This is a genomic window from Aeoliella mucimassa (assembly GCF_007748035.1).
GTDB lineage: Bacteria > Planctomycetota > Planctomycetia > Pirellulales > Lacipirellulaceae > Aeoliella > Aeoliella mucimassa.
Genome location: NZ_CP036278.1, coordinates 274,258 through 295,185 on the forward strand (window position 1 = coordinate 274,258; position 20,928 = coordinate 295,185).

The following is a 20,928-nucleotide window of genomic DNA, read 5'->3' on the forward strand; positions in this document are numbered from 1 at the left end:
GGGCGGCACCCTTTAAGGGCTGAGCCGCTCGAGCACCCAGGCGTCGCCATCCAGGCGATACCGTAGCCGATCGTGCAGTCGGCTCATGCGACCTTGCCAGAACTCAAAGGTCGTCGGCAACAGCCGGTAGCCACCCCACCCCTCGGGCGTTGGCACCGGCTGGTCTTCGTACTTGTTGGCCGCAGCCACCATCGCTTCTTCCAGCACCTGGCGATTGGCCACCACTTGCGACTGGTTCGAAGCAACCGCACCGAGCTGACTGGCTCTCGGCCGCGTGGCAAAGTACTCTTCGGAAGTCGCGCGGTCGACCTTTTCGATCGATCCGACCACCCGCACCTGGCGACCGAGCTGGCCCCAGTAAAAGCAGATGGCCGCTTGGGGATTCGCGTTCAGGTTGCTCGCTTTGTCGGACCCGTAATTGGTGAAGAACACCAGCCCGCGGTCGTCGACCTCTTTCAGCAGCATCACTCGCGCCGAGACGTTGCCTTCCGTGTCGGTGGTAGCCAGCGTCATGGCGGTGGGTTCGTACCACTCGCCGGCTGGGTTGGCGATGGCGTCTTGCATCCATCGTTCCATCTGCTCAAACGGGCTGGCCGCTACGTCGGCTTCGTTGAGTCCTTGATCGTTATAGTCGGTTCGCAGGTCGGCCAGGTCCATAGGGGTCACTCCTTTGTGAATGCCGTGTTACTTGTTCAATTGGTTTTCGACTGGCTCGATCGATTGCTTGTGAGCAGCGGCCAGTTCGGTTAGTTGGGCAATGATTTCGGGATGCTGCCCGGCGACGTTGTATTGTTCGCTGGGATCGTGCTCCAGGTGATAGAGCAGCGGCTGCTCGTGCTTCTGACGTTTCTCGCCGATGCCGTAACAGCCTTGCGTGACGAAGTGGGCTTTCCAGGGACCTTGCCGCACCGCGAACAGCTCCTCTTCGCGCCAGTAGAACATGCGATCGCGGGGCGAGTCGTCGGTGTCGCCGGCCAGCACGCCCGATAGGTCGTAACCATCCAGGGTGCGATCGTCTGGCACCTTGGCACCCGCCAGCTTGGCGAACGTCGGTAGCAGATCCATGGTGGCTCCCATCTCCATCACGACGCGAGGCTTCACGTGTCCTGGTCCCCAGAACACCGTCGGCTCGCGCATGCCGCCTTCGAAGGCGGTGCCTTTGCCTTGTCGCAACAAGCCAGCCGAGCCGCCGTGCGTCTGGAACGGTAGCCATGGCCCGTTGTCGGAAGTAAAGACCACGATCGTCTGCTCGTCGAGATCAAGCTCGCGAAGCACCTCGACGATTTGGCCGACGCCGAAGTCGATCTCCTCGACCACGTCGCCAAACAACCCCCGGCGGCTGGTTCCGCGATGCGCGTCGCCAACGTGCAGTGGAATGTGTGGCAGCGAGTGGGCCAGGTACAGGAAGAACGGCTCGTCCTTGTGCGCCCGCACGAACTCCACCGCTTTTTGCGAGTAACGTTTGGTGAGCGTTCGCTGGTCGGCCGGGCGTTCGACCTCGCGGAGGTTCTCGAGGATCGGCACGTTGTACTGTCCGTGCGGCGGCATATAGCTTTGGTCCTGGCGGTAGCCCTTGTGGTAGCCGGGGAAGCCGGGCTGCAGGTCCATGTCGTTCGAGTAGGGAATGCCCCAGTAGCTGTCGAATCCATGCGCGGTCGGCAGGTACTCGGGCAGGTGGCCGAGATGCCATTTGCCAATCGCTCCGGTCGCGTAGCCGCGGTCGTGCAGCACTTCGGCCAGGGTCACTTCGTCGGCCGGCAGTCCCCCCTTCGAGTTGGGGAACAACACGCGCCGCTTCTTCGAGATCATTCCGTTGCGAATCGGATAGCGACCAGTGATCAGCGCGGCTCGACTTGGCGTGCAGACACAAGCGCCGACGTAGAAGTTGGTCCATCGCTGACCTTCGACCGCCATGCGATCGAGATTCGGCGTGCGGATCGTGGGATGCCCAAAGCAACCGAGATCGCCGTAGCCGAGATCGTCGCAGAACACCACGATGAAGTTGGGTGGTCGCTCTTCACAAAGACCAACGCGAGTCGTGAGCAACAGCAGCAGCGCGGCAAATACCGTGGTGATGTTTCGCATGAGATCCAGTTGGGTAGTGGTCAAAAGAGTTGAGTGACCACTCCAATCTAATCGCACGCAAGGATGGCGGCCACCGCCTGCCCGGTATTCGTATGATTCAGCGCGGCAAACGCCTTGCGGGTGGTCGCTTCGGTTTCGGCAGCGACACGAACCGGACACGCGGGGTCGGTTTGTTCGTGGTTCAACGTGGGCGGCACCGCACCCTCGTTGGCCGCCAGCAGACTGACCACTAGTTCCATTGCACCGCATCCTGCACCCAGATTGCCGAAGTAGCTTTTCGGCGAAGTTACCGGTACATCGGCTCCGTCGAGCACCTTGGCAATCGCCTGGGCTTCGGCCGGATCGTCTTCCAGGGTGCCGAGTCCGTGAGCGTTGATGTGCGCCAATTCGCTCGGTGCAATCTCGGCTCGCTCGAGCGCGACGCTCAACGCGTTCTCGATTGCTGGCACCGGTGGGTCGAATCGTTTCGCGGTTTGGCAACTGCGTGTCGCGACCGATAGCACGCGGGCCAGCGGTTGTTGGCCGCGACGTTCCGCATGGGTGCGACTTTCGAGCACCATCACCGCGGCCCCTTCGCCCATCACCATTCCTTGCCGCTTGGCATCGAACGGGCGGCAAGCTTCGGCTGGCGATAGGTCGCCATGAGCCATGCGAGCACCGCCGTGCCAGACGAGGTCGGTAATCGAGAGTCGCGTGCTGGTGCCGCCGACGAACATCACGTCGGCCTGCCCGCGGCGAATCACTTGCATCGCTTCGGCCAAGGCCAGCAGGCTCGAGATCTCGCCATGCGAAATGGTGTTGGTGGGTCCGCGGGCGTCGTGCCGAATGCCGATGTGGCAAGCCGGCATGTTCGGCAAGTACTTGAGCATCCAGAGCGGGAATAACTCGCGCTTCGCGGCATCGCCCCACTTGTTGAAATCGAATCCTTGTTCGGTGCTGCACGAGCGGTACGCGTCGACCAGTTCTTCGAGGTCGCAGTACATCGAACCAGCGCCGAGCACGACGCCGGAACGTTCGGGATCGATCGAACCTTCTTCGAGGCCCGCATCGCTCACCGCCATTTCGGCGGCTGCGAACGCCATTTGAATCTCGTGAGCCATCACCTTCATGCTCTTGCGCGGCTTCACGTATTCCTTGGGTTCGAAGTCGGTGACCCGACCACCATAAGGGGCCAGCCAACCCGCTTTCGCATAATCGTCGATCGTGGTGATCCCGCTGGTCCGCGATTCGATGGCACTGCGCACGGCCTCTCTTCCGATGCCGATCGGCGAGACAATTCCAAGGCCTGTTATCAGTACGTCTTCCAACGGAGGTTACCTGAGGATGCTTCGTGCGGTTGGGGGCAAGCCATCTCGACGAGCCGAGCCCTGCGGAAGGCCGACGGACAAGTGGCAAGTGCAATCGGGAGTCGGGGGTACTGTTTTGGGTTCGAGGCTGATTTAAGGCAATAAATAAGCCATGGCGGCATTCTCGCCGTAATCGAGCCGCGAAGCTAGCGACCCCTGCTTGAAGGATCGGTTTGCCTAGTCTCTTCAGTTTACCTATATATCTATTCTTCCTCAATATTCCACCCAGCTTGAACCGATCGTAACGTTGCCCACCCATTCCCTGCGACCCAATTCTCACGGATAAATTCGCATGTCTGTGCTCGATTCGACCCCTGCCGAACTGCTGGCCGGGACTAGTGGACAGTTTTCGATGGCCGAAGCCCGCACGATCGTCGGCAACCAATTCCGCCATCGCGCGGCGATCTACTGGTCGGACCTGCTGGTGACCTGGGTGATCGGCATTGCCGCGTACCGGATGGTTCGCGAAGCCTGGCTCGGCGTGCCGGTGCGGTTGGTGCTGTTCGCGGTGAGCTGCTTGATGATCTACCGCGCGGGACTCTTCATTCACGAAGTGGTCCATATGCCGGCCGATAAGTTCCGCGGCTTTCGCTTCGTGTGGAACCTGATCTGCGGCATTCCGTTTTTGATTCCGTCGTTTGTCTACCTGACGCATCTCGACCATCACCGTCGCCGGCACTACGGCACCGATCACGATGGCGAGTACCTGCCGCTTGCGCATCGCAGTCGCTGGTGGATCGTCGGGTACCTGGCGCAAAGCTTTATCATTCCGCTGCTGGCGATCTTTCGCTTCGGGGTGCTGACGCCGGTTGCTTGGCTGCATCCTGCGGTCCGCACCTGGGTGCATCGCCATGCGTCGAGCATGATTATCGATCCCACCTACCTGCGGCCGCTGCCAACCAAGCGACTGCTGCGAATCATTCGCTGGCAAGAGCTCGGCTGTTTCGCGTTCATTGTCGCGTTCGCTACGTTGCTGCTGATCGGGCGGTTGCCATGGTTCGTGTTGTTGCAGGCGTACGCAACCGGTGTCGCGGTAGTCACGCTGAACGCGGTCCGCACGATTGCCGCCCATCGCTGGCTTGGCGAAGGGGAGCAGATGACCTTCCTCAAGCAGCTGGTCGACTCGGTGAACATGCCAGCCGGGAGCTGGTGGAACATTTGGTGGGCGCCGGTCGGGTTGCGCTACCATGCGTTGCATCACTTGTTTCCGAGCATGCCGTACCACGCTCTCTCCGAAGCGCATCGCCGGTTGATGGCCGAGTTGCCAGCCGACTCGCCGTATCGACTGACCGAGAGTCCCTCGCTTGGGCACGAGCTGGCCGCGCTCTGGGCCCGGAGCGGTGCCGCCATGCGCGCCGCCGCTGCCGCCGAAGAGTGCGTGTCGGATTGCAGCCCCGCAGGCGAACCGTCGCGGATGGGAACCGCGTTCTAAAGTGGACCGCGACCTCTGCCATCGCCGATCGGGGTTTTGCCCCCAAATGTCAGAAAATCGATGGGTGGGGGCAATTCTTACGCCGATTCCGCCTGCTGTAAGTCGTGTGTCAGTAATGGCTTGCGGGCATGGCATGAGTCGTAAGTCGAAAAGCGCTTTGCCCCCTGGGGGCTTTATTCTGCGCGAGTGGGTTGGGATGGCGTTTGGTGGTGGTTAGAGTGCATGTTCAAATGAACATGCATGATATAGCGCTGAGTGGCCATTTCCCAGTGAAAAAGTGCGAGATTGCGGACGAAACCAAGGTGTCGCCCAGCAGGATGAATGCACCTGTAAACCACCTAAGTTAACAATCCGCGCAATCGACTTGCCCGCTGGAATAGCTCGGCCTCATAATGACGAATAGAAGTAGTGCAAATGCCCTTTTCGTTCGGTTCGTGATTGTGAGGAGTCGTTCCATGCGACCACTATTCGGCATCGCTTTGACGCTCGCCCTGGTTTCCGCTCCCTGTCTGCAGGCGTGGCAGGGGGACGTGCGTGCTGGCATCGCCTCGCGGATGACCGGCGAAGCCCGTGCCGCTACGGCCGCTGGCGACCTGCAGTTACGCGACGAACTGCTGACGCAGGCCTTGCGGATCGATCCCGAATGCAAGCCGGCCCATTGGGCCAAAGGCCAGATGCAAACCAACGGGGAGTGGACCCCGGTGAGCGAAGTACAGGCGGCCGCCGCCAAGAGCGAGGTGGTTGCTGAGTACCAGGCCCTCAAGGCACAAAGCGGTCGCACGGCCGCCGAGCAGTTGCAGCTCGCCCGCTGGTGTCGCAAGCACGACCTGGCCGACGAAGCCCGCTACCATTGGCTCGCGGTGCTCTCGGTGGATGCCAACAACCAAGAAGCCCTGACCGCGCTCGGCAGCGTGTGGTTCAACGGCCAGCTCGTCGCGCCCGACGATGCGAAGCAGTTGCAAGCCGATCAGCGTCAATTCCGTAAGGAGTCGGAGCGGTGGAGTTCAAGAATCGCCGGTTGGCAGCGGGCTTTGAAAGCCGGTGGCGACCAGGCCGGGGTGGCCTTGGCCGAACTCGAGGCCGAAGTCGACGAGACCGCGATTCCGGAGTTTGCCAAGTTGCTCGGCGATTTTCGCGGACTTACACCCGCGGAGCAGCAGCGCAACGTATCGCTTGGTAAGTCGTTCATTCTGGCGGTTGGTCAATTGCCGAGCTACGAAGCGAGCATGTTTCTGGTGCGAGCGTCGGTGTTTGCCGACGACCAAGAGCTTCGCACCCTAGCAGGCGAGCAACTGAAAGAACGCCCGGAGCACGAGTACATTCCGCTGTTGATCTCGGGTCTCGCGGCCAAGCTCGAAAGCCACTTCGAGTTGAGTTTCAGCCCGACCGGACGCGTGCAGTACGACCACGAAGTGTACGCCGAAGGCCCTCACGGCGACGAAATCGCCCAGATCTCGCGGATCGGCGGCGGTGGCTTCGTATTCGATCCTGCATTCGACTTGTTTTCCCTGTACGTGGAGACGGTACGAGCCCAACGACTCACGGCCACACATTTGAGAAATTATCAGGCTGAAGCGATGAACAAAGAGCAAGCCGTGGCTCGCATCAATGCCCAGCGTGAGTTTGTCAACGCGAGAATCGCAGCGGTGCTCGAGCAAACCACTGGCGAGCAGCTGGGGAGCGATCCGCAGCCATGGTGGGAGTACTGGAGCCGTTCAAACGGATACGAGGTCCGAAGCGGAGGGCCTGCTAGAACCTACCGAACGAGCACCTCGCAGCGTCAGCTTTTCTTCGTTGCTAATGTTGTGGAGATACCACCAATGTCCTGCTTCGTTGCAGGAACGGAAGTATGGACTAAGACCGGAACGCAAGCGATCGAAACGTTGCGCCCGAGTGATTTGGTGCTGACCATGGACCCCCGCACCGGCGAGCTTTGCTTCCGTCCGGTACTCGATACCACGCTACGAGAACCGACGCCGATCATGCAGATTACGGTCGGCAATTACCCGTTCCTGACCACGCCGGGACATCCGTTCTGGGTCGAGGGCAAAGGCTGGCAGATGGCCCACGAGCTATCGACCGGCGACCTGGTGCTGTCGGCCACCGGCACGCCGATTGAGATCACCGCGGTCGAGCAAACCGATCAGAAGCAGGAAGCCTACAACCTGATTGTCGAAGGCAACAGCAACTACTTCGTCGGCCCGCAAGGATTGCTTGTGCACGACAACACTCCCCGCCGGCCGGAGCTCGTGCGGGCGCAGGCTCCTTGATCTTCAGGCGGCAGCGTCGTTGTACTAGCGGGCCGCGCTTCGCTAGCGAACGTTGGCTAGACGAGTCCGCCATTCGCGCGAAGCGTTTGGCCGTTGGCCCAGCTTGCTTCGCTGCTGGCGAGAAACGCGACGATGTTGGCAATGTCGTCGGGCGTGCCGAGTCGTTCTAGCGGCGGCATTTTGCGAAAGTGCTCAATTTGCTCGGGCGTTTTGTTTTCGAGAAACAGGTCGGTCGACGTCGGGCCAGGGGCGACCGCATTCACCGAGATGTTGCGGCCGCGGAGCTCCTTGGCAAAGATGGCGGTCATCGTTTCGACAGCCGCCTTGGTGGCCGCGTAGATGCTGTAGCCTTGCAGCTTTAGCCCGACCACGCTGGTCGAGAGATTCACGATCTTGCCACCATCGCGCAGCTTGCCGGCCGCTTCGCGAAGCGTGTTGAAGGTGCCTTTCAGATTGACCGCAACCAGGTGATCGAACAGCGCGTCGTCGGTATCGGCCAGGTCGACAAACCCAGGTTGCAGCACGCCGGCGTTGTTCACCAGCACGTCGACACCGCCAAAACGCTCGATTGCCTGATCGAACAACTTGGCGACCTGTTGGGGATCGCTAACGTCGGCCTGCACGGCCATCGCCAGCCCGCCAGCCGTGGTGATTTCGCCGACCACGGCTTCGGCAGCATCGTGCCGACCAGCGTAGTTCACGACCAGCTGCATGCCGTCGCGGGCCAGGCGTTTGGCAATCGCGGCCCCGATGCCCCGCGACGATCCGGTGACAATGGCAACTGGTTGGTCTGTTTCGTTGGGCATCGTGAACTCCCTCGAGCTGGTCGTTAGCGGCAATCAATCACCGCATTATTGCAGGTCGCGTGCCGATTCGTAGTCGCCGAAGGGGGCAGTTTTGCCAAACTCTCGGAAAGTCGTACCCGCTGCGCTGGCACTAACGGCCGCCACGCAAGAGCAGAGGTGGGCGACTTGCATGAATCCTCTCCCCACTCGCGGTTATACTGGTAGCGAGTCTCGGTGATTGTCTAGTGACGCTTCTTGCGAGTCGATGATGTGGAAGTACCTGCTGCCGCGGATTGCCTTGGCCGACTTGCCGGCGATGCTGCTGACCGTGGTCGTCGGTAGCGTGATTGCGGGGCTGTACGGGGTGGTGCACGATCAGCTGACCTACTCGATTGGACCGGAGTATTTCACGCAGCTGAAGTTCAAGCAGTTTCACTACGCCGACTTCGGGCTGGCCGATCGCGTGTTCGTCGTGATCATCGGCTTCCTGGCGACCTGGTGGGTGGGGGCGATCGCCGGCTGGCTCCTCGCCCGGCGGCTGATCCCCCACCAGCCGCGCGCCCGAGCGATCCGCCAGATTGGCCTCGGCATCGTGTTGATGCTCACCTCCGCGGCCGTGTTCGGCTTGGCCGCTTACGGTTACGGACTCCTCCGCGGTCCCACGGCCGACTACTCCGCGTGGTCGTGGGTGGTGCGTGCCTACCAGGTGACCGACCTGTGGGCGTTCGTGCGGGTAGCTTATATTCACAACTCCGGATATCTCGGCGGACTGCTAGGACTGGTGGTCGCGTTGCTATTGATCCGCCCCGCGCGGGAGGAACCTTGATGAGCCCTCTTTATCCAATCGTCGCCCTCACCGACATGCGACCGAACATCGGCCTGGCGTTCGGCGTGCTGCTCCTCGGAATGTTGTGGCTGGTGGCCCTCGCCAAGCGAGACCAGCACCGCAACGCTCTCCCCAAGCGGAACTGGCTCCCCTGGATCGCGCTCGTCGCCGGGCCGCTGGTCGGAGCGGGGTGGATGCTCGCCGATGCGTACCTGTTCTACCCCGAGTACTACGTGATCCCGTCGGACATCACCACCGCCCTCACTGCCCACCTGATCGTCGGCGGAGTGGTCGGCTGCCTGGCCGCAACGACGCTCGCGCTCGCCAATTGGCTGTCGACCAGGAACCACCAGCCGAGCGATCAGCAGGAGGAGGAAGGGTAGAGGGTGCTATCGCAAACTCCCCAGCCGCCGGCGCCGTACTGCGATCCATCCCCCGGCGATGCTTGCCAGCGTGAGCAGTGCGGTCGAGGGTTCGGGCACGCGGCCCACGGTTAGCACCGTGTACCCGGCCAGGGAGCCGGTCGAGTGGTAAGCCAGCGTGTAATCGGTACCGTAGCTAGCTTGTTCGAGCAGCGCCCAATCTTCCTCTGCCGAGTCCCAGTAGTACAGCAAGTTCGACACTTCGTAATCGTTCGTTGTCAAAACCAAACTCATGAAGTCGGCCAGCGAATCGTCTCCCTCGCCAGCCAGGGCAAGCATTCCACCGGAGGTGAGTTGAATGGCGTTGTACTGATATGGCTTCCCCGATCTGCCATATCCAATGCTTAAGGTATCGGAAACGCATATTAGTCCACCATTGGCAATAGTGGTGGTGGTATTCGAGGTGGATGCTAAAGATAACTGTTTTACGTCGACTATTGAGTCGATGCCATCGACTTGTGTGACAACTGAAGCAATTAGCCGTAGAGAGTTTGTGGAGAGGTATCCTCCGTTGGTTATTGACAATGAGGTTGGCGATATGGATTCCGAGCGTCCCTGACCCCAGGTACTCAAACTTGACAGCGCGAGCATCGACCCTTTTCCATCGACCAGAACATGGCTTTTATCCGCAATGTTTCCTTGGCCCGCGTTCACTGTTCCACCATTCACTATTTGTAAGGTTCCTATCCCGTGATAGCCCACATCTAAGCTGATGGGCTCCGTGATGGAGCCAATGCCATCGACGATCATCATTCCCGTAGAGCCTTTCTCGTAGCCGATGTGGATTTCTCTGCTCTTGAGGGTGCCTTCGTTCACGATGGTCACGGTGCCATCCCCCTGATATCCGATGTAGAGATCGGGAGTATAGAAGAGTGACTCGCTGCCATCGACATAGACTTGGCCAGTGGAGCCAGGGCTATAACCAATTACGCAGTTTACCGCTTGAACGTACCCACCATTGGTCACTGACAAAGTGCCAGAACCGCGATAGCCTACAGGCAATCCGGTGATTCGCGGATAGTGGGAGTAAGAGTCAGATATAAAAGAGGATCCAGGGCCAGTCACGGTTATGAGGCCGGTGGAGTCAACTTCGTTGCCGATCACAGTGTCGCCAGATTTGACGTAACTCCCATCGGTTACCTCGAGGGTTCCTTGGCCGTGGTCCCCTACAAAGATGTCTCTAACGTACCACTTCGTTTCCAATCCTGACATCACAACACGTCCGTCAGAGCCTGCTTCAGAACCAATGTATACTTTTTCGTGACCAACTTGGGCTCCGTCGATTATCTCGAGCAACCCGTTTCCTCCGACTCCTACGTAACACTCGTAGTTGGAGTACATAGTGATTTCTTCTCCTTGGATCGTTGCTTTGCCAAATGAGCCGGGCAGATGACCAAGATAAAGTCTGTTTATGTTGGTGTTTTGGTTAGTAATCGTCAGCGAGCCAGTATTGCGGTATCCGATTCCAACTTTTCCAAGAGTGACATAGTGTGTCAAATTGATCGTGATATCTTGGTCGGGGAGATCGTTGAGCCGGATGCTGCCATCCCAGGGGTGTTGGTCGTCGAATACCAGGTCGATATCTGCAAATAGGTATTGCGTATCGATGGTGCCTGTTCCGGTGAGATCTTTTGCCGACGCGTACAGCCAAAAGGTCGATAGTGTTCCGTTGTCGAAATGGATGCTGCCGGAGCCTCGGGGGCCTGCGCCGAGCCAGGTCTCATTGGCGACCTCGACCGAGGCTCCATTGGTGATCGAAAGAACGCCATTCCCTTGGTTGCCGACGTACAGGTTCTCGGTCAAGGTCCAGCGACTCTCGGGGCCGTCGACCAGGGCTGCGCCGGAAGCACCTTGGTGGTATCCCAGGTAGCCGGTGCTCGATTCGATTTGCTTGCCATCGGCGATGGTTAGCGATCCACGACCGCCATAACCGGCCCCCAAGGGAAGTCCATCGACGTAGTCGAGATGAATATCGATTGCTTGCCCAGGTAGCTTCTGCATCGAGAAGGTTTGCTGATGGCCGTGCGTTGCATCGAATGCCAGGTCGACGTCGCTTACCAGGCTGTGTGCGTAGATGGTCCCTTTACCAGTCAGGTGTTCGGCACCGGCCAGCAACGTACCCGTGGTGAGCAATCCGTTATAAAATGAGAGCGTTCCGTTGTCTCTTTGTTCGGAGCTTACCCAGGTGCTCCCAGTAACTGAAACCTTGGCATCGCGTTTGATCGAGAGCGTACCCTTTCCCTGGTAACCGACATTCAAATCGCCATCGATGTTCCACGAGCTATTTGGGCCATCGAGCGTGACAGCGCCGGAGGCTTCCTGCTCGGAACCAAGGGTCGCACTTAGGCTACTTACTTTCGCCCCGTTGGTGATGGAGAGCGTGCCCTGGCCGCGATTGCCAATGGTGAGCGATTGGGTGGTTGTCCACGAACTGCCAGTTCCGTCGACTGTCGCCAGAGCTGTGGAGCCGACTTCGCGACCCAGGTAAGCATTGGTGCTCTTGACGCTCGCTCCGTTGGTAACATGGAGAGTCGCGGTACCAGCATTGCCAAGTGTCAGTTCGCCTGCGTTCCACGACGAACCTAAACCATCGATGGCAATTGTACCGCTCGCACTAGTGTCGTAACCCACGTAAGTGGTGGAGCTGCTTGCGGTCGCTCCACTTGTCACGAATAGAGTGCCAGTGCCTTGATGTCCAAGGTAAACGGAGTTTCCTTGATAATTTTTCCAGAGCGAGCTGGCGCCATCGACAGAAATCGAACCATGTCCGTTCGCTGTATCTCCAATGTAGCTTTCGTAACTATAAAGAACTCCTCCATCTGCAATGGTGATGATGCCAGTCCCTTCGTTCCCGAGAGATAAGTCGTAGCCAAGCCAGGTAGATCCCTGTCCCGAAATCATCGCGGTGCCGACACTGCCAACGGTATCTCCCACATCGGAATCACCGGTAGTCAGTATGGCTCCGTTTGTGATGGTTAGCGAAGCGTTGCCTTGGTCGCCCAGATTGAAGCGACCACCGATTTGCCAAGTGGTATCCTCGCCGGAGAGGGAAACAAGCCCTGAGGACCCCGCGTACCGACCGATGTATCCCTCGGTTGATTCGACTTGTGCACCGTTGGAGAGAAGTAGTGTTCCGTTGCCTTGGCGGCCGACGTTCAGCTCTCCAGCGATGTTCCATGTGGCATCCCTGACCATTGCGGTACCGCTAGCGCCGGGGAGATAGCCGATGTGACCCTCGCTTGAAAGGATGGTTACCTGATCGGCGATCGTCAGGCTGCCAACGCCACCGTAACCCGCACCGAGGATGGTGCCATCGGCTAGGTTTAGTCCAATGGTGAGATGTTGATCGGGCAACTGGTTCATGGTAACCACCTGTTGTCGCCCATGGGTAGCGTCGAACGTGAGGGAGAGATCGCTCAGGAGTCCCTGCGTGAAGATAACTCCGGTACCGGTTAAATCGGCGGCGGCTGCCACAAGCGATTGTGTGGAGAGAACGCCATCGTCGAAGTGGATGCTGCCTGTAGGGCGGGGGAGGGTGCCATCCCAGGCAGAATCTCCCCCCACCCAAGTTTCCTCCGCGACGGTTACCATTCCCCCCTGCGAAATGGTAAGCCGTCCCTCACCGCGGAGTCCAAGGTAGAGACTACTGGTGTTCTCCCACAACGAGCCTTCACCATCCACCAGTACGGTTCCGGAGCCATCAAGCTGCTTGCCAACCGTTGCCAGCTCGTTGGAGACAAAACCACCATTGGTAATCGAGAGCGACCCGGTTCCCTGGTTGCCGATCGTTAGATCGCCATAGGAACTGAAAACCGATTGGATTGCCCACGACGATCCGGCTCCATCGACCGATACCTGCCCGGTGGAGCCGAGATTGTTGCCAAGGATGCCGCGATAGCTCTGAGCGATACCACCGCGGGTGAGGTTCACGGTACCCTGACCGCTATTCCCAATGACCGTAGAACCCAAAATGTAATCATCTGGATCATTCACCCAACCGGAACCTGCCCCATCGACGGAGACCAAACCTGACGAGCCTGCTTCGTTGCCGACGATTGCATCGGAAGTGAATAGGGTTCCTCCATTGGTGACCGAAATAGCACCTTCGCCGTAGTGGCCGACGTGAAGAGTATGTGTGAAATAGTTGTCATACATGCGAATAGACCAGGTAGATCCGGTTCCATCGATGCTTGCTGAGCCATGGGAGTCAGGCAAGTAGCCGAGGTAACCTGTGGTCGAGTGGATCCGTTGACCCTCGGTGATTTCCATCGAGGCGGTCTCTCGGTACCCTACGCCTAGTGTGAGTGCTCTAAGTAGATTGAGGGTAATGTCTTGGTTGGGGGAGTCATTCAATAGAAAGGTCTGAGCGTATCCATTCTCGGCATCGAATTTCAGGTCGATGTCACTCACTAACCCATGGGTATTGATGGTGCCTGTTCCAGTGAGGTCATTGGGGTTGACGTATAGAGTAGAGGTAGTCAGGGTTCCCTGGTCGAAGATAATATTGCCAGACGAACCAGAACGCGTACCAACATAGGTGTCCCGTTTGACATCCACGTGATTGCCATCGAGGATGGCGAGCGAACCCGCTCCACCGTATCCAACATAGAGCCTATAAGTTGTCCAACTCGAGTCGGGTCCTTCGATCACCGCACTCCCTGAAGAGCCTTCGCGATAACCAAGGTAGCCATAGCTAGATTCGATGTTCTGACCATCGGCGATGGTGAGCGTTCCTTGCCCCGAATAACCTGCCCCCAGAGCACCGCTACCATCGTAGTCAAGCTGTATATGGATGTTTTGCCCTGGCAAGTCGTCGAGAACAAGCGACTTGTTGGGCCCATTGTTGGCATCGAACACCAAGTCGAAATCACTCACAAGTCCTTGAGTATTGATGGACCCACTGCCCAACAAATCGTTGGTTGCCGCGAGCAAAGATTGGGTAAAGAGTGTTCCGTTGTCGAAATAGATCTGCCCGGTCGATCCTGACATCGCTGCAACGGTTGTATCTCCATTAATGCGGATTACTGCACCATTGTTAATGGCCAAGGTGCCTGTTCCCTCGTTTCCAACGATAAGCTCCCACCCGTTCCATCTCGTTCCCCGACCATCGATTGATGCCGAACCGGTAGATGCCGATTCATCGGCGATGATTGTTTTGGCAAAGAGACCGGTGGCTCCATTGGTGATCGAGAGCACTCCATTCCCGCGATATCCAACAAACGTATCATAGGAGATGAATCTGGTAGCGAAGCCATCAACCGACACTATCCCGCTAGCGTCTGCTTCGTAGCCAAGGTAAGTGTAGTATGATGAAAAATTGCTCCAATCGGTAATGGATAGGGTACCCCCTGAAACATCACCGACACGGATGAAGTTGTTCTCGTCATCAAGTCGAGGAGATTCCGGGTTGATGTTACCCGACCAGGTGACTTCTGCATCCGCGGGTATTGGGGCGAGGAGGATCGTCGCGAGGGCGACCATCAGCGGGGGGACGAGCGTAGCAGCGTAGCGCAGCAAAGTGGACCTCGGCACGGCAAGGTTCCTTTCTACGGCTAACGTTGATAGCAGCGATGCTTGTCTGCAGCAGTGCAGGCTCGTGGATATTAGATATATAGATAGACCGAAGCTTCACGAACGAGCGTGTGCACAAAGGGAGAAGAATCGCCCCTTTGCTGGCAATCAGATAAGCGTTTGCACCATCGAACTAGGAATGCCCCTAACTACTGTAATAGCGTGAGCCGAGGAGAAAGTCAATGCGACTGGGGTGAAACTGGCTAGAAGAAAAGTAGTGGACTTGGAGGTCTGGTTTTTGGGGATGGGTGGGGGCCCCAGAGTGGCATGGAAAATTCTTTGCTTGGTGGAACCAACGATTAATACGCCATTTGATCAATCGCAAACCGCTACCCTAATAAATCCGCGTCCACTTGCGAGTCGTCGTTATCGTCCCGCTGGGCGGTCAGGCGTTTGTAGGTGCCAGTTTTCCATCGCTCGAGGTCCGATTGGTAGTACCAACTGAACGCACTCTCGCTGGGGCCGCCGGGTAGGTTGGTCCAGGCTTCGTCGGTGGCCAGGTCGGTGACAAAGTGGTAGCTCGGGGCGAACGTGCTCTCGCGGGTTTTGGTGGTTAGCAGGTGACCCTGAAACGGGGTCGCATGGCAGCCCGGCATCGCGATCGGCGGCGACTTAAGCCCGAGCAGTCGCCCGACGCTGCCGAGGTTGATAAATCGATTGACGAAGTGAAACTCGTTGACCTTCGACCACGGGCGAACCGGCTCGGCCGCTGCCCGTTCGGCCGCGCGGCGAATCATGTCGCCTTTGTCGCGGTCGCGCCACCAGCTGCTGGTGACTTTGCGAAGCATCCGATCGCACGCTGCGAGCAGGAACTTCGAGTAGCCCATCCGCGTGGAGAGGTACATCATGCGCCGCCAGCCGATGCCGGCTTCCTGCCCGAAGATCTCGAGCAGAATCTGGCGGTAGAAGCTGTTGAACAGTGAAGCTTCGGTACTCTCCGGCGTGTAACGACAGTCCCAGGCGGTTAGCTTTTGCTTCAGCGGGCAGTCGTCGAGGTGGGCCAGCAGCACCGGCAGCAGGTCGCGGGCGTGGGTGCTGAGTACGTCGTACTGCAACTGCTGCATGTCGATGATGGTCGCTTGTGGCATCTCGGTGAGTCGCTCGGTGATGCGTCGCAGGCGGTAGTCGGCCAGGTGGCTCGCATGCACCGGTGGGCCGTCGGTGCGATACTGCTCTTCGTTCGCGGTGGCCACAAAACCGATCGGCGGATCGTACTTGCTCGGTAGCAACTCGGCAGGCACCACTCCCTGCCAGTGATTCGATTCGTCCCACGCTGCGAGCGGCGTGATACCCGAAGCGTGTGGCGGTCGCTGCGGCAGCCATCCACTGGCTTGCAGTCCGATGTGGCCAGGGCGGTCGGCGAATACCCATACGAGCGACGGATGGGGCGACTCGCGGACCACGTTCATTGCTTCGCGGGTGTCGTTGGCTGCGATCACGTCGAGCCAGGTGCCGATCGCGCGGCCGCTGCCTTGGTGGGTGCCGATCCAGGCGACACTCGTGTAGTAGCCAGGCTCTTCGGGCAGACGGGCAAGGGTGCCGAGGTCGTTCTCGTAGACGTCGACTTCCACGGCCGCTTGCGACTTGCGCTCGATGGTCTCGCGCCGTAAACGGAAGTCGTGCCAGAGGTTGCCGCGACGATATTGCCAACCGGTTTCGCCGCCGGGGCGGCAGTCTTCGATGAAGAAGTCGCTGGTGTCGGCCGCCATGTAGGTGACCCCCCAGGCGAGATTCGGCGTGCGACCAACGGCCATCAGCGGACAGCCCGGCAGCGTCGCGCCCATCGCGTACTTAGGTTCGTTAGGGTTGTCGGTCCAGTCGAGCACCACTTCGTACCAGATGGCCGGCAGGCGATTCACTTCCAGATGCGGATCGCTCGCTAGCAGCGCGCTACCGGTAGCACTGCGGGCGGGGCTCACCGCCCAGGCGTTGCTGCCTGCCAGGCGTGGGAGGTCGGCCAGCACTTCGAGGGCTTCGTCGGAGAGTCGGCGGGTGATGTGCACCTGACGCAGCGGATCGAAGTCGATGCCATCGAGGTACGGGGCGAACAGTTCGCGGATTCGTTCGTCGGCGACGCCGAGCTGGATGAGTTCGAGCAGGGTTTGTTCCGACTCTTGCTCGCCGACCGCCAGGCCGGCGAACGAGAGCAAGTTGCCAAGCAGCAGCACCGCCTGCGGAGTCCACGGGCCAGGCTCGAACCCGGTGACCCACATCGGCAGCGACCGCCGCCCCTCGGCGAGTCCGTCGTTGACCCCTTCGCAGTACCAGAGCAGTTGCTCGAGAATGCGAGGTTCGAGGTCGGCGGTTTCTTCGTCGATCCGCTGAGTGAGGTTCGCCCGCCGCAGAAAGGTATCCATCTCCACCAATTCGGGCTTGGCAGCAATGCGTTGGGCCGCGCGTCCAGCGGCCACCGCCCGGGCAAAATAGATTTGCGTAGGGCGGTCGATCGCGTGCATGTACCCCAACGCATAAACGGCCGCCTGCCAGTTGGCGGCTTGCACGTGGGGCACGCCGGCGTCGTCGCGTTCGGCGGTAAATGGGTAACGTGGGTTCCGGATACTGATCGATTCCATGCTGTAAGTGTACGGAATCGGGCAGAAAGCACCAAGCAAGATTCCCGCTTGGCGAAACACTGCAATAGCTCGGCTATCCGACAGCGAATGGTTTTCGCATGGTGCCAAACACCCGGTCCAGTCGGTATGATGCAATCTTCCAGCAAACGAGCCGCTTTGCCATGACTTCCACCATGATGCCTACGAACCGCCTTGCCGAGTGGCACGAATTCCTCACCGCCGGCCCGGCCGATGCGGTAGAGTTGGTCGATCGTCTGCTGGCTCTGGTGGCCGAGTCGCGGGCGAGCGACGTGCACATCGACCCGACCGAATCGACCATCGAGTTTCGCTGGCGGCTCGACGGGGTGCTGGCTCCGCTGGGGCAACTCCCTCGTTCGCTGGCTGCCCACGTGATTGGCCGACTCAAGGTGCTGGCTGGTCTACTGACTTACGAAACCGCGCTGCCGCAAGAGGGACGCTTAGCGTCGCCGACCACCGGTGGAGAGTTTCGCGTCAGCACGTTTCCCACCTTGTTCGGCGAGCGGGCTGTGCTGCGGGCGCTAGGTACCAGCCGCGCGGGTCTCGAATCGCTGGCCGAGCTGGGGTTCGCCGACCGGGTGCTGACCGATTTTCGCCAGGCACTCACCGCAACCACCGGAGCGGTGCTGATTGTCGGCCCCGCTGGCAGCGGAAAAACGACCACCGCTTACGCAGCGATTCGCGAGGTGGTGTCGCACAGCCAGGGGGGCCGTGCGATCCACTCGTTGGAAGACCCGGTGGAAGTCGTGGTGCCAGGGGTTACGCAGTCGCAGGTGCAACCAGCGGTGGGGTTCACCATGGAGACCGCCCTCAAGTCGCTCGTGAGACAAGATCCCGAAGTGCTGATGCTCGGCGAAATACGCGATCGCACCACGGCCGAAACCACGCTCGAGGCCGCGCTGACCGGAAGTTTGGTGATTACCACGTTTCATGCCGGCAGCGTACAGGAAGCCTTGCAGCGATTAGTCGATATGGGCATCGCTCCCTTCGCGATACGCCATGCCGTGCGAATGGTGGTCGCCCAGCGATTGGTCCGTAAGCTTTGCGATTGCAAACTGCCCGGCGAGGTGTCGCGCGATGCGGCTCCGCTTGGTTTCGAGGTCGAGCACTGCATGGGACCGGCCGGTTGTCAGCAGTGCGCGGGTACTGGATACTCGGGGCGTGCGCTTTTGGCCGAGGCCAGCACCAATATCGACGTCAACGGGGCGAATACCCCAGAGCCGTTCATGGCGGCCGCGAATCGCTTAATCGACTCAGGCGAAACGAGTCCCGCCGAGGTGGTGCGTGCCTTGGGCTGGAGGCCCGATCGGTGTTAACATGATTTCCGCGATTCGTTGTTTGTTGCGAGAGGTTTTCCGCTAAAGATCCTTCGGCATGGCTAAAGACACTTCTCCAACGCTCGACGACTTTGCTGCCTTGAACGCCGAACTGGCTTCACTGGTGCGGGCGCGGATGCCGCTGGAGCCTTCGCTCCGCCAGATCGCCAGGTACTTGCCGACAGGGGCTGCCGACATGGCCGAACGGTTGGCCAAGCGGCTGGAGCAAGGCATGTCGCTTGGTGATGCCATCGAGTTAGAAGGAAAAAAACTCCCCGAGATGTATCTCGCTGTGATTTCGGCAGGGCTTGAAAGCGGAGAGCCAGCCGGGGCGCTCGAAGCGGTATCGCAAAGCGCCGCCCGACTGGCAACGCTCCGCCAAACCACTGGTATCGCGCTGATCGTGCCAGTTATGGTGGTCGTTATCGCGAGTGCCTTGTTCGGATTTCTGCTTCAAATGGCCTTGTTGAACAATTAGTCACAAACCTCCGTAAAAACTAACGTGGAATGGAACCACGTACCTTTTTTACGGAGATCGAACATGGCTACGAAAGAAAAACGAACCTACAAAGTCACGAACTGGAAGGAGTATAACAAGTCGCTCATCGAGCGTGGAAACATCACTATTTGGTTTAGCGACGAGGCGTTGGAGAACTGGGAACATCCTAACGACCAGACAAAAGTCGGTCGCCCTTTTGTCTTCAGCGATACGGCGATCGAGTGCTTGCTGACGATTCGCGAACTGCTGAAACTTCCCTATCGGCAGACTGAGGGATTCGGCCGCTCGCTGGTGGCGATGTTGGGCGTCGAGGCAGCGATTCCCAATTATTCTTCGCTCGCCAAGCGAGCCAGCAAGCTGAATGTTTCGCTCGATATCGCTAACAAGAGGGGCGACATCGATATCGTGGTGGATAGCACCGGCATGAAAGTGTTTGGCGAGGGCGAATGGAAGATGCGGACGCATGGCAAGTCGAAGCGGCGGACATGGCGGAAGCTGCATTTGTCGGTGAATCCTGACACCCGCGAGATTGTGGCGGAGATTTTGACCGAGAACAGTTGCCACGATGCCGATGCGGTTCCCGAAATGCTGGAGCAGGTGGAGCAGCCCGTAAAAAAGTTTCACGGCGACGGTAGTTACGACAAGTGGAAGGTTTATGAAGGGCTGGAATCCGAAGGCATTGAGCCGGTGATTCCGCCGCAGCACAACGCCAAGATCAAACAACATGGCAACTCTGCGGAGGAGCCTTTGCCCCGGGACGAGGCAATTCGTCAGATTCGACGCAAGGGGCGTAGGAGTTGGAAAGAGGAAGTGGGCTATCATCGTAGAAGCTTGGCGGAAACGACCATGTACCGAGTGAAACAAAGCTTTGGGAGCCATCTCAAAAACCGAGTATTCGAAAACCAACAAACGGAAGCCCGCTTGCGCTGTAAAATCATCAATCAATTCACCCAACTCGGGCTTCCACAGTTCGAGTGGAGTTAGTCAACAAGGCCCTGTAAAATCATCAATCAATTCACCCAACTCGGGCTTCCACAGTTCGAGTGGAGTTAGTCAACAAGGCCGCTTCAAATTGCCGTTGGACACAGCTCCTGGATTGCTCCCGAAGCGATGCATGGCTGGAGCAAGTGGGCCGCAGATGGTTGGACTAGCCTGCTGTTTGGGGTCGTCATTCCCACGCTGGCAGTACTCATGCCAGTTCTCTGGTGGGTGCGAACCGACAGCGCCCGCTCGCTTTCAAGCAACGGTTGGACCGTGCTAGGGTGGATCCCTGGCGCTCGCCGGTTGCATCGGCTGAATACCGCGGCCACGTTTGCCGACGTGTTGCATATGACGGTCAAGGCGGGAGTGCCATGGGGACGGGCGATGCGCGACGCGGGGGCGGCTTGCGGCAACCGTCGGTATCGCCGGGCTGCGTTCGCCATTGCCAAGTCGCTCGATGCGGGAGAGTCGCTCGCTGGCTCCAGTAGCGATGCGATCGAAAAACAGCTCAAGAAACTACCCTCGCTGGTGCGTGTGGCCCTCAAGTCGTCGGACCAGCGTGTGTTCATGGAGTCGTCGCTGCTGCGGGCGGCCAAGGCGTACGAACGTCGCTCCAGCGAACTGCACAGCGCGCTCATCAGTTGGGTACCAGCGATGCTTACCTTTGGACTCGCTGGAGGAATTACCGCGGCATACGCTGTCGCGTTGATGTGGCCTTATGCAGTGATGCTCAAAACGATGGCCAGCGGATTGTGGAGATAACCAACCAGATCGAGCCTCATCGGCTCGGCAGCTTTTTCTTCG

General features: G+C 59.1%; 15 protein-coding genes. 8 read left to right on the forward strand and 7 right to left on the reverse strand.

Annotated features, from left to right (window positions below):
• Positions 1-12 precede the first annotated feature (12 nt).
• From pdxH to Pan181_RS01070, 3 genes are read right to left on the reverse strand one after another with little or no spacing between them, the layout of a single operon-like run.
• Positions 13-657: a pyridoxamine 5'-phosphate oxidase gene (gene pdxH, locus Pan181_RS01060; RefSeq protein ID WP_145245075.1), complete on the reverse strand. Its 645-nt coding sequence runs from the start codon at positions 655-657 to the stop codon at positions 13-15.
• Between the two features lie 27 nt (positions 658-684).
• Complete coding sequence (locus tag Pan181_RS01065) at positions 685-2,085, reverse strand: sulfatase family protein (protein ID WP_145245076.1); 1,401 nt, start codon at positions 2,083-2,085, stop codon at positions 685-687.
• 47 nt (positions 2,086-2,132) lie between these two features.
• Positions 2,133-3,392: a beta-ketoacyl-[acyl-carrier-protein] synthase family protein gene (locus tag Pan181_RS01070; RefSeq protein WP_145245077.1), complete on the reverse strand. Its 1,260-nt coding sequence runs from the start codon at positions 3,390-3,392 to the stop codon at positions 2,133-2,135.
• A 331-nt stretch (positions 3,393-3,723) separates the two neighbouring features.
• On the opposite strand from Pan181_RS01070, the gene Pan181_RS01075 reads away from it, so the two are divergent.
• The gene (locus tag Pan181_RS01075) at positions 3,724-4,863 is read left to right on the forward strand and encodes a fatty acid desaturase family protein (protein WP_145245078.1); all 1,140 of its coding nucleotides are present in this window, start codon (positions 3,724-3,726) and stop codon (positions 4,861-4,863) included.
• Between the two features lie 455 nt (positions 4,864-5,318).
• Positions 5,319-7,133 carry a polymorphic toxin-type HINT domain-containing protein gene (locus tag Pan181_RS01080; protein WP_197528761.1) on the forward strand — a complete coding sequence of 605 codons (1,815 nt, stop codon included), beginning with the start codon at positions 5,319-5,321 and terminating at the stop codon, positions 7,131-7,133.
• 56 nt (positions 7,134-7,189) lie between these two features.
• On the opposite strand, the gene Pan181_RS01085 is transcribed toward Pan181_RS01080, so the two are convergent.
• Positions 7,190-7,939, reverse strand: a complete 750-nt coding sequence (locus tag Pan181_RS01085; protein WP_145245080.1) for an SDR family oxidoreductase — start codon at positions 7,937-7,939, stop codon at positions 7,190-7,192.
• Between the two features lie 45 nt (positions 7,940-7,984).
• Complete coding sequence (locus Pan181_RS26735) at positions 7,985-8,110, reverse strand: hypothetical protein (protein WP_261342243.1); 126 nt, start codon at positions 8,108-8,110, stop codon at positions 7,985-7,987.
• A gap of 46 nt (positions 8,111-8,156) precedes the next feature.
• On the opposite strand from Pan181_RS26735, the gene Pan181_RS01090 reads away from it, so the two are divergent.
• Together Pan181_RS01090 and Pan181_RS01095 are read left to right on the forward strand one after the other, a co-directional pair.
• Positions 8,157-8,744: a hypothetical protein gene (locus Pan181_RS01090; protein ID WP_197528762.1), complete on the forward strand. Its 588-nt coding sequence runs from the start codon at positions 8,157-8,159 to the stop codon at positions 8,742-8,744.
• On the forward strand, positions 8,744-9,127 hold the full coding sequence (locus Pan181_RS01095) for a hypothetical protein (protein WP_145245082.1): 384 nt from the start codon (positions 8,744-8,746) through the stop codon (positions 9,125-9,127). Before Pan181_RS01090 ends, Pan181_RS01095 begins: the two co-directional genes overlap by 1 nt.
• Before the next feature lie 6 nt (positions 9,128-9,133).
• Here the strand turns inward: Pan181_RS01095 and Pan181_RS01100 are convergent, their stop codons facing one another.
• Together Pan181_RS01100 and Pan181_RS01105 are read right to left on the reverse strand one after the other, a co-directional pair.
• A complete protein-coding gene (locus tag Pan181_RS01100; RefSeq protein ID WP_145245083.1) occupies positions 9,134-14,698 on the reverse strand; it encodes a PEP-CTERM sorting domain-containing protein in 5,565 nt (1,854 codons plus the stop codon).
• A 368-nt stretch (positions 14,699-15,066) separates the two neighbouring features.
• The gene (locus Pan181_RS01105; RefSeq protein WP_145245084.1) at positions 15,067-17,310 is read right to left on the reverse strand and encodes a penicillin acylase family protein; all 2,244 of its coding nucleotides are present in this window, start codon (positions 17,308-17,310) and stop codon (positions 15,067-15,069) included.
• Positions 17,311-17,483: 173 nt separating this feature from the next.
• Between Pan181_RS01105 and Pan181_RS01110 the strand changes: the two genes are divergently transcribed.
• From Pan181_RS01110 to Pan181_RS01125, 4 genes are all read left to right on the forward strand, one after another.
• Complete coding sequence (locus Pan181_RS01110) at positions 17,484-18,644, forward strand: GspE/PulE family protein (protein WP_231943717.1); 1,161 nt, start codon at positions 17,484-17,486, stop codon at positions 18,642-18,644.
• A 58-nt stretch (positions 18,645-18,702) separates the two neighbouring features.
• Positions 18,703-19,122, forward strand: coding sequence for a type II secretion system F family protein (locus Pan181_RS01115; RefSeq protein WP_145245086.1), 420 nt, complete (start codon positions 18,703-18,705; stop codon positions 19,120-19,122).
• A gap of 63 nt (positions 19,123-19,185) precedes the next feature.
• Positions 19,186-20,127, forward strand: coding sequence for an IS5 family transposase (locus tag Pan181_RS01120; protein WP_145244898.1), 942 nt, complete (start codon positions 19,186-19,188; stop codon positions 20,125-20,127).
• Between the two features lie 126 nt (positions 20,128-20,253).
• Positions 20,254-20,886, forward strand: coding sequence for a type II secretion system F family protein (locus Pan181_RS01125; RefSeq protein ID WP_145245087.1), 633 nt, complete (start codon positions 20,254-20,256; stop codon positions 20,884-20,886).
• The last annotated feature ends 42 nt before the right edge of the window (positions 20,887-20,928 follow it).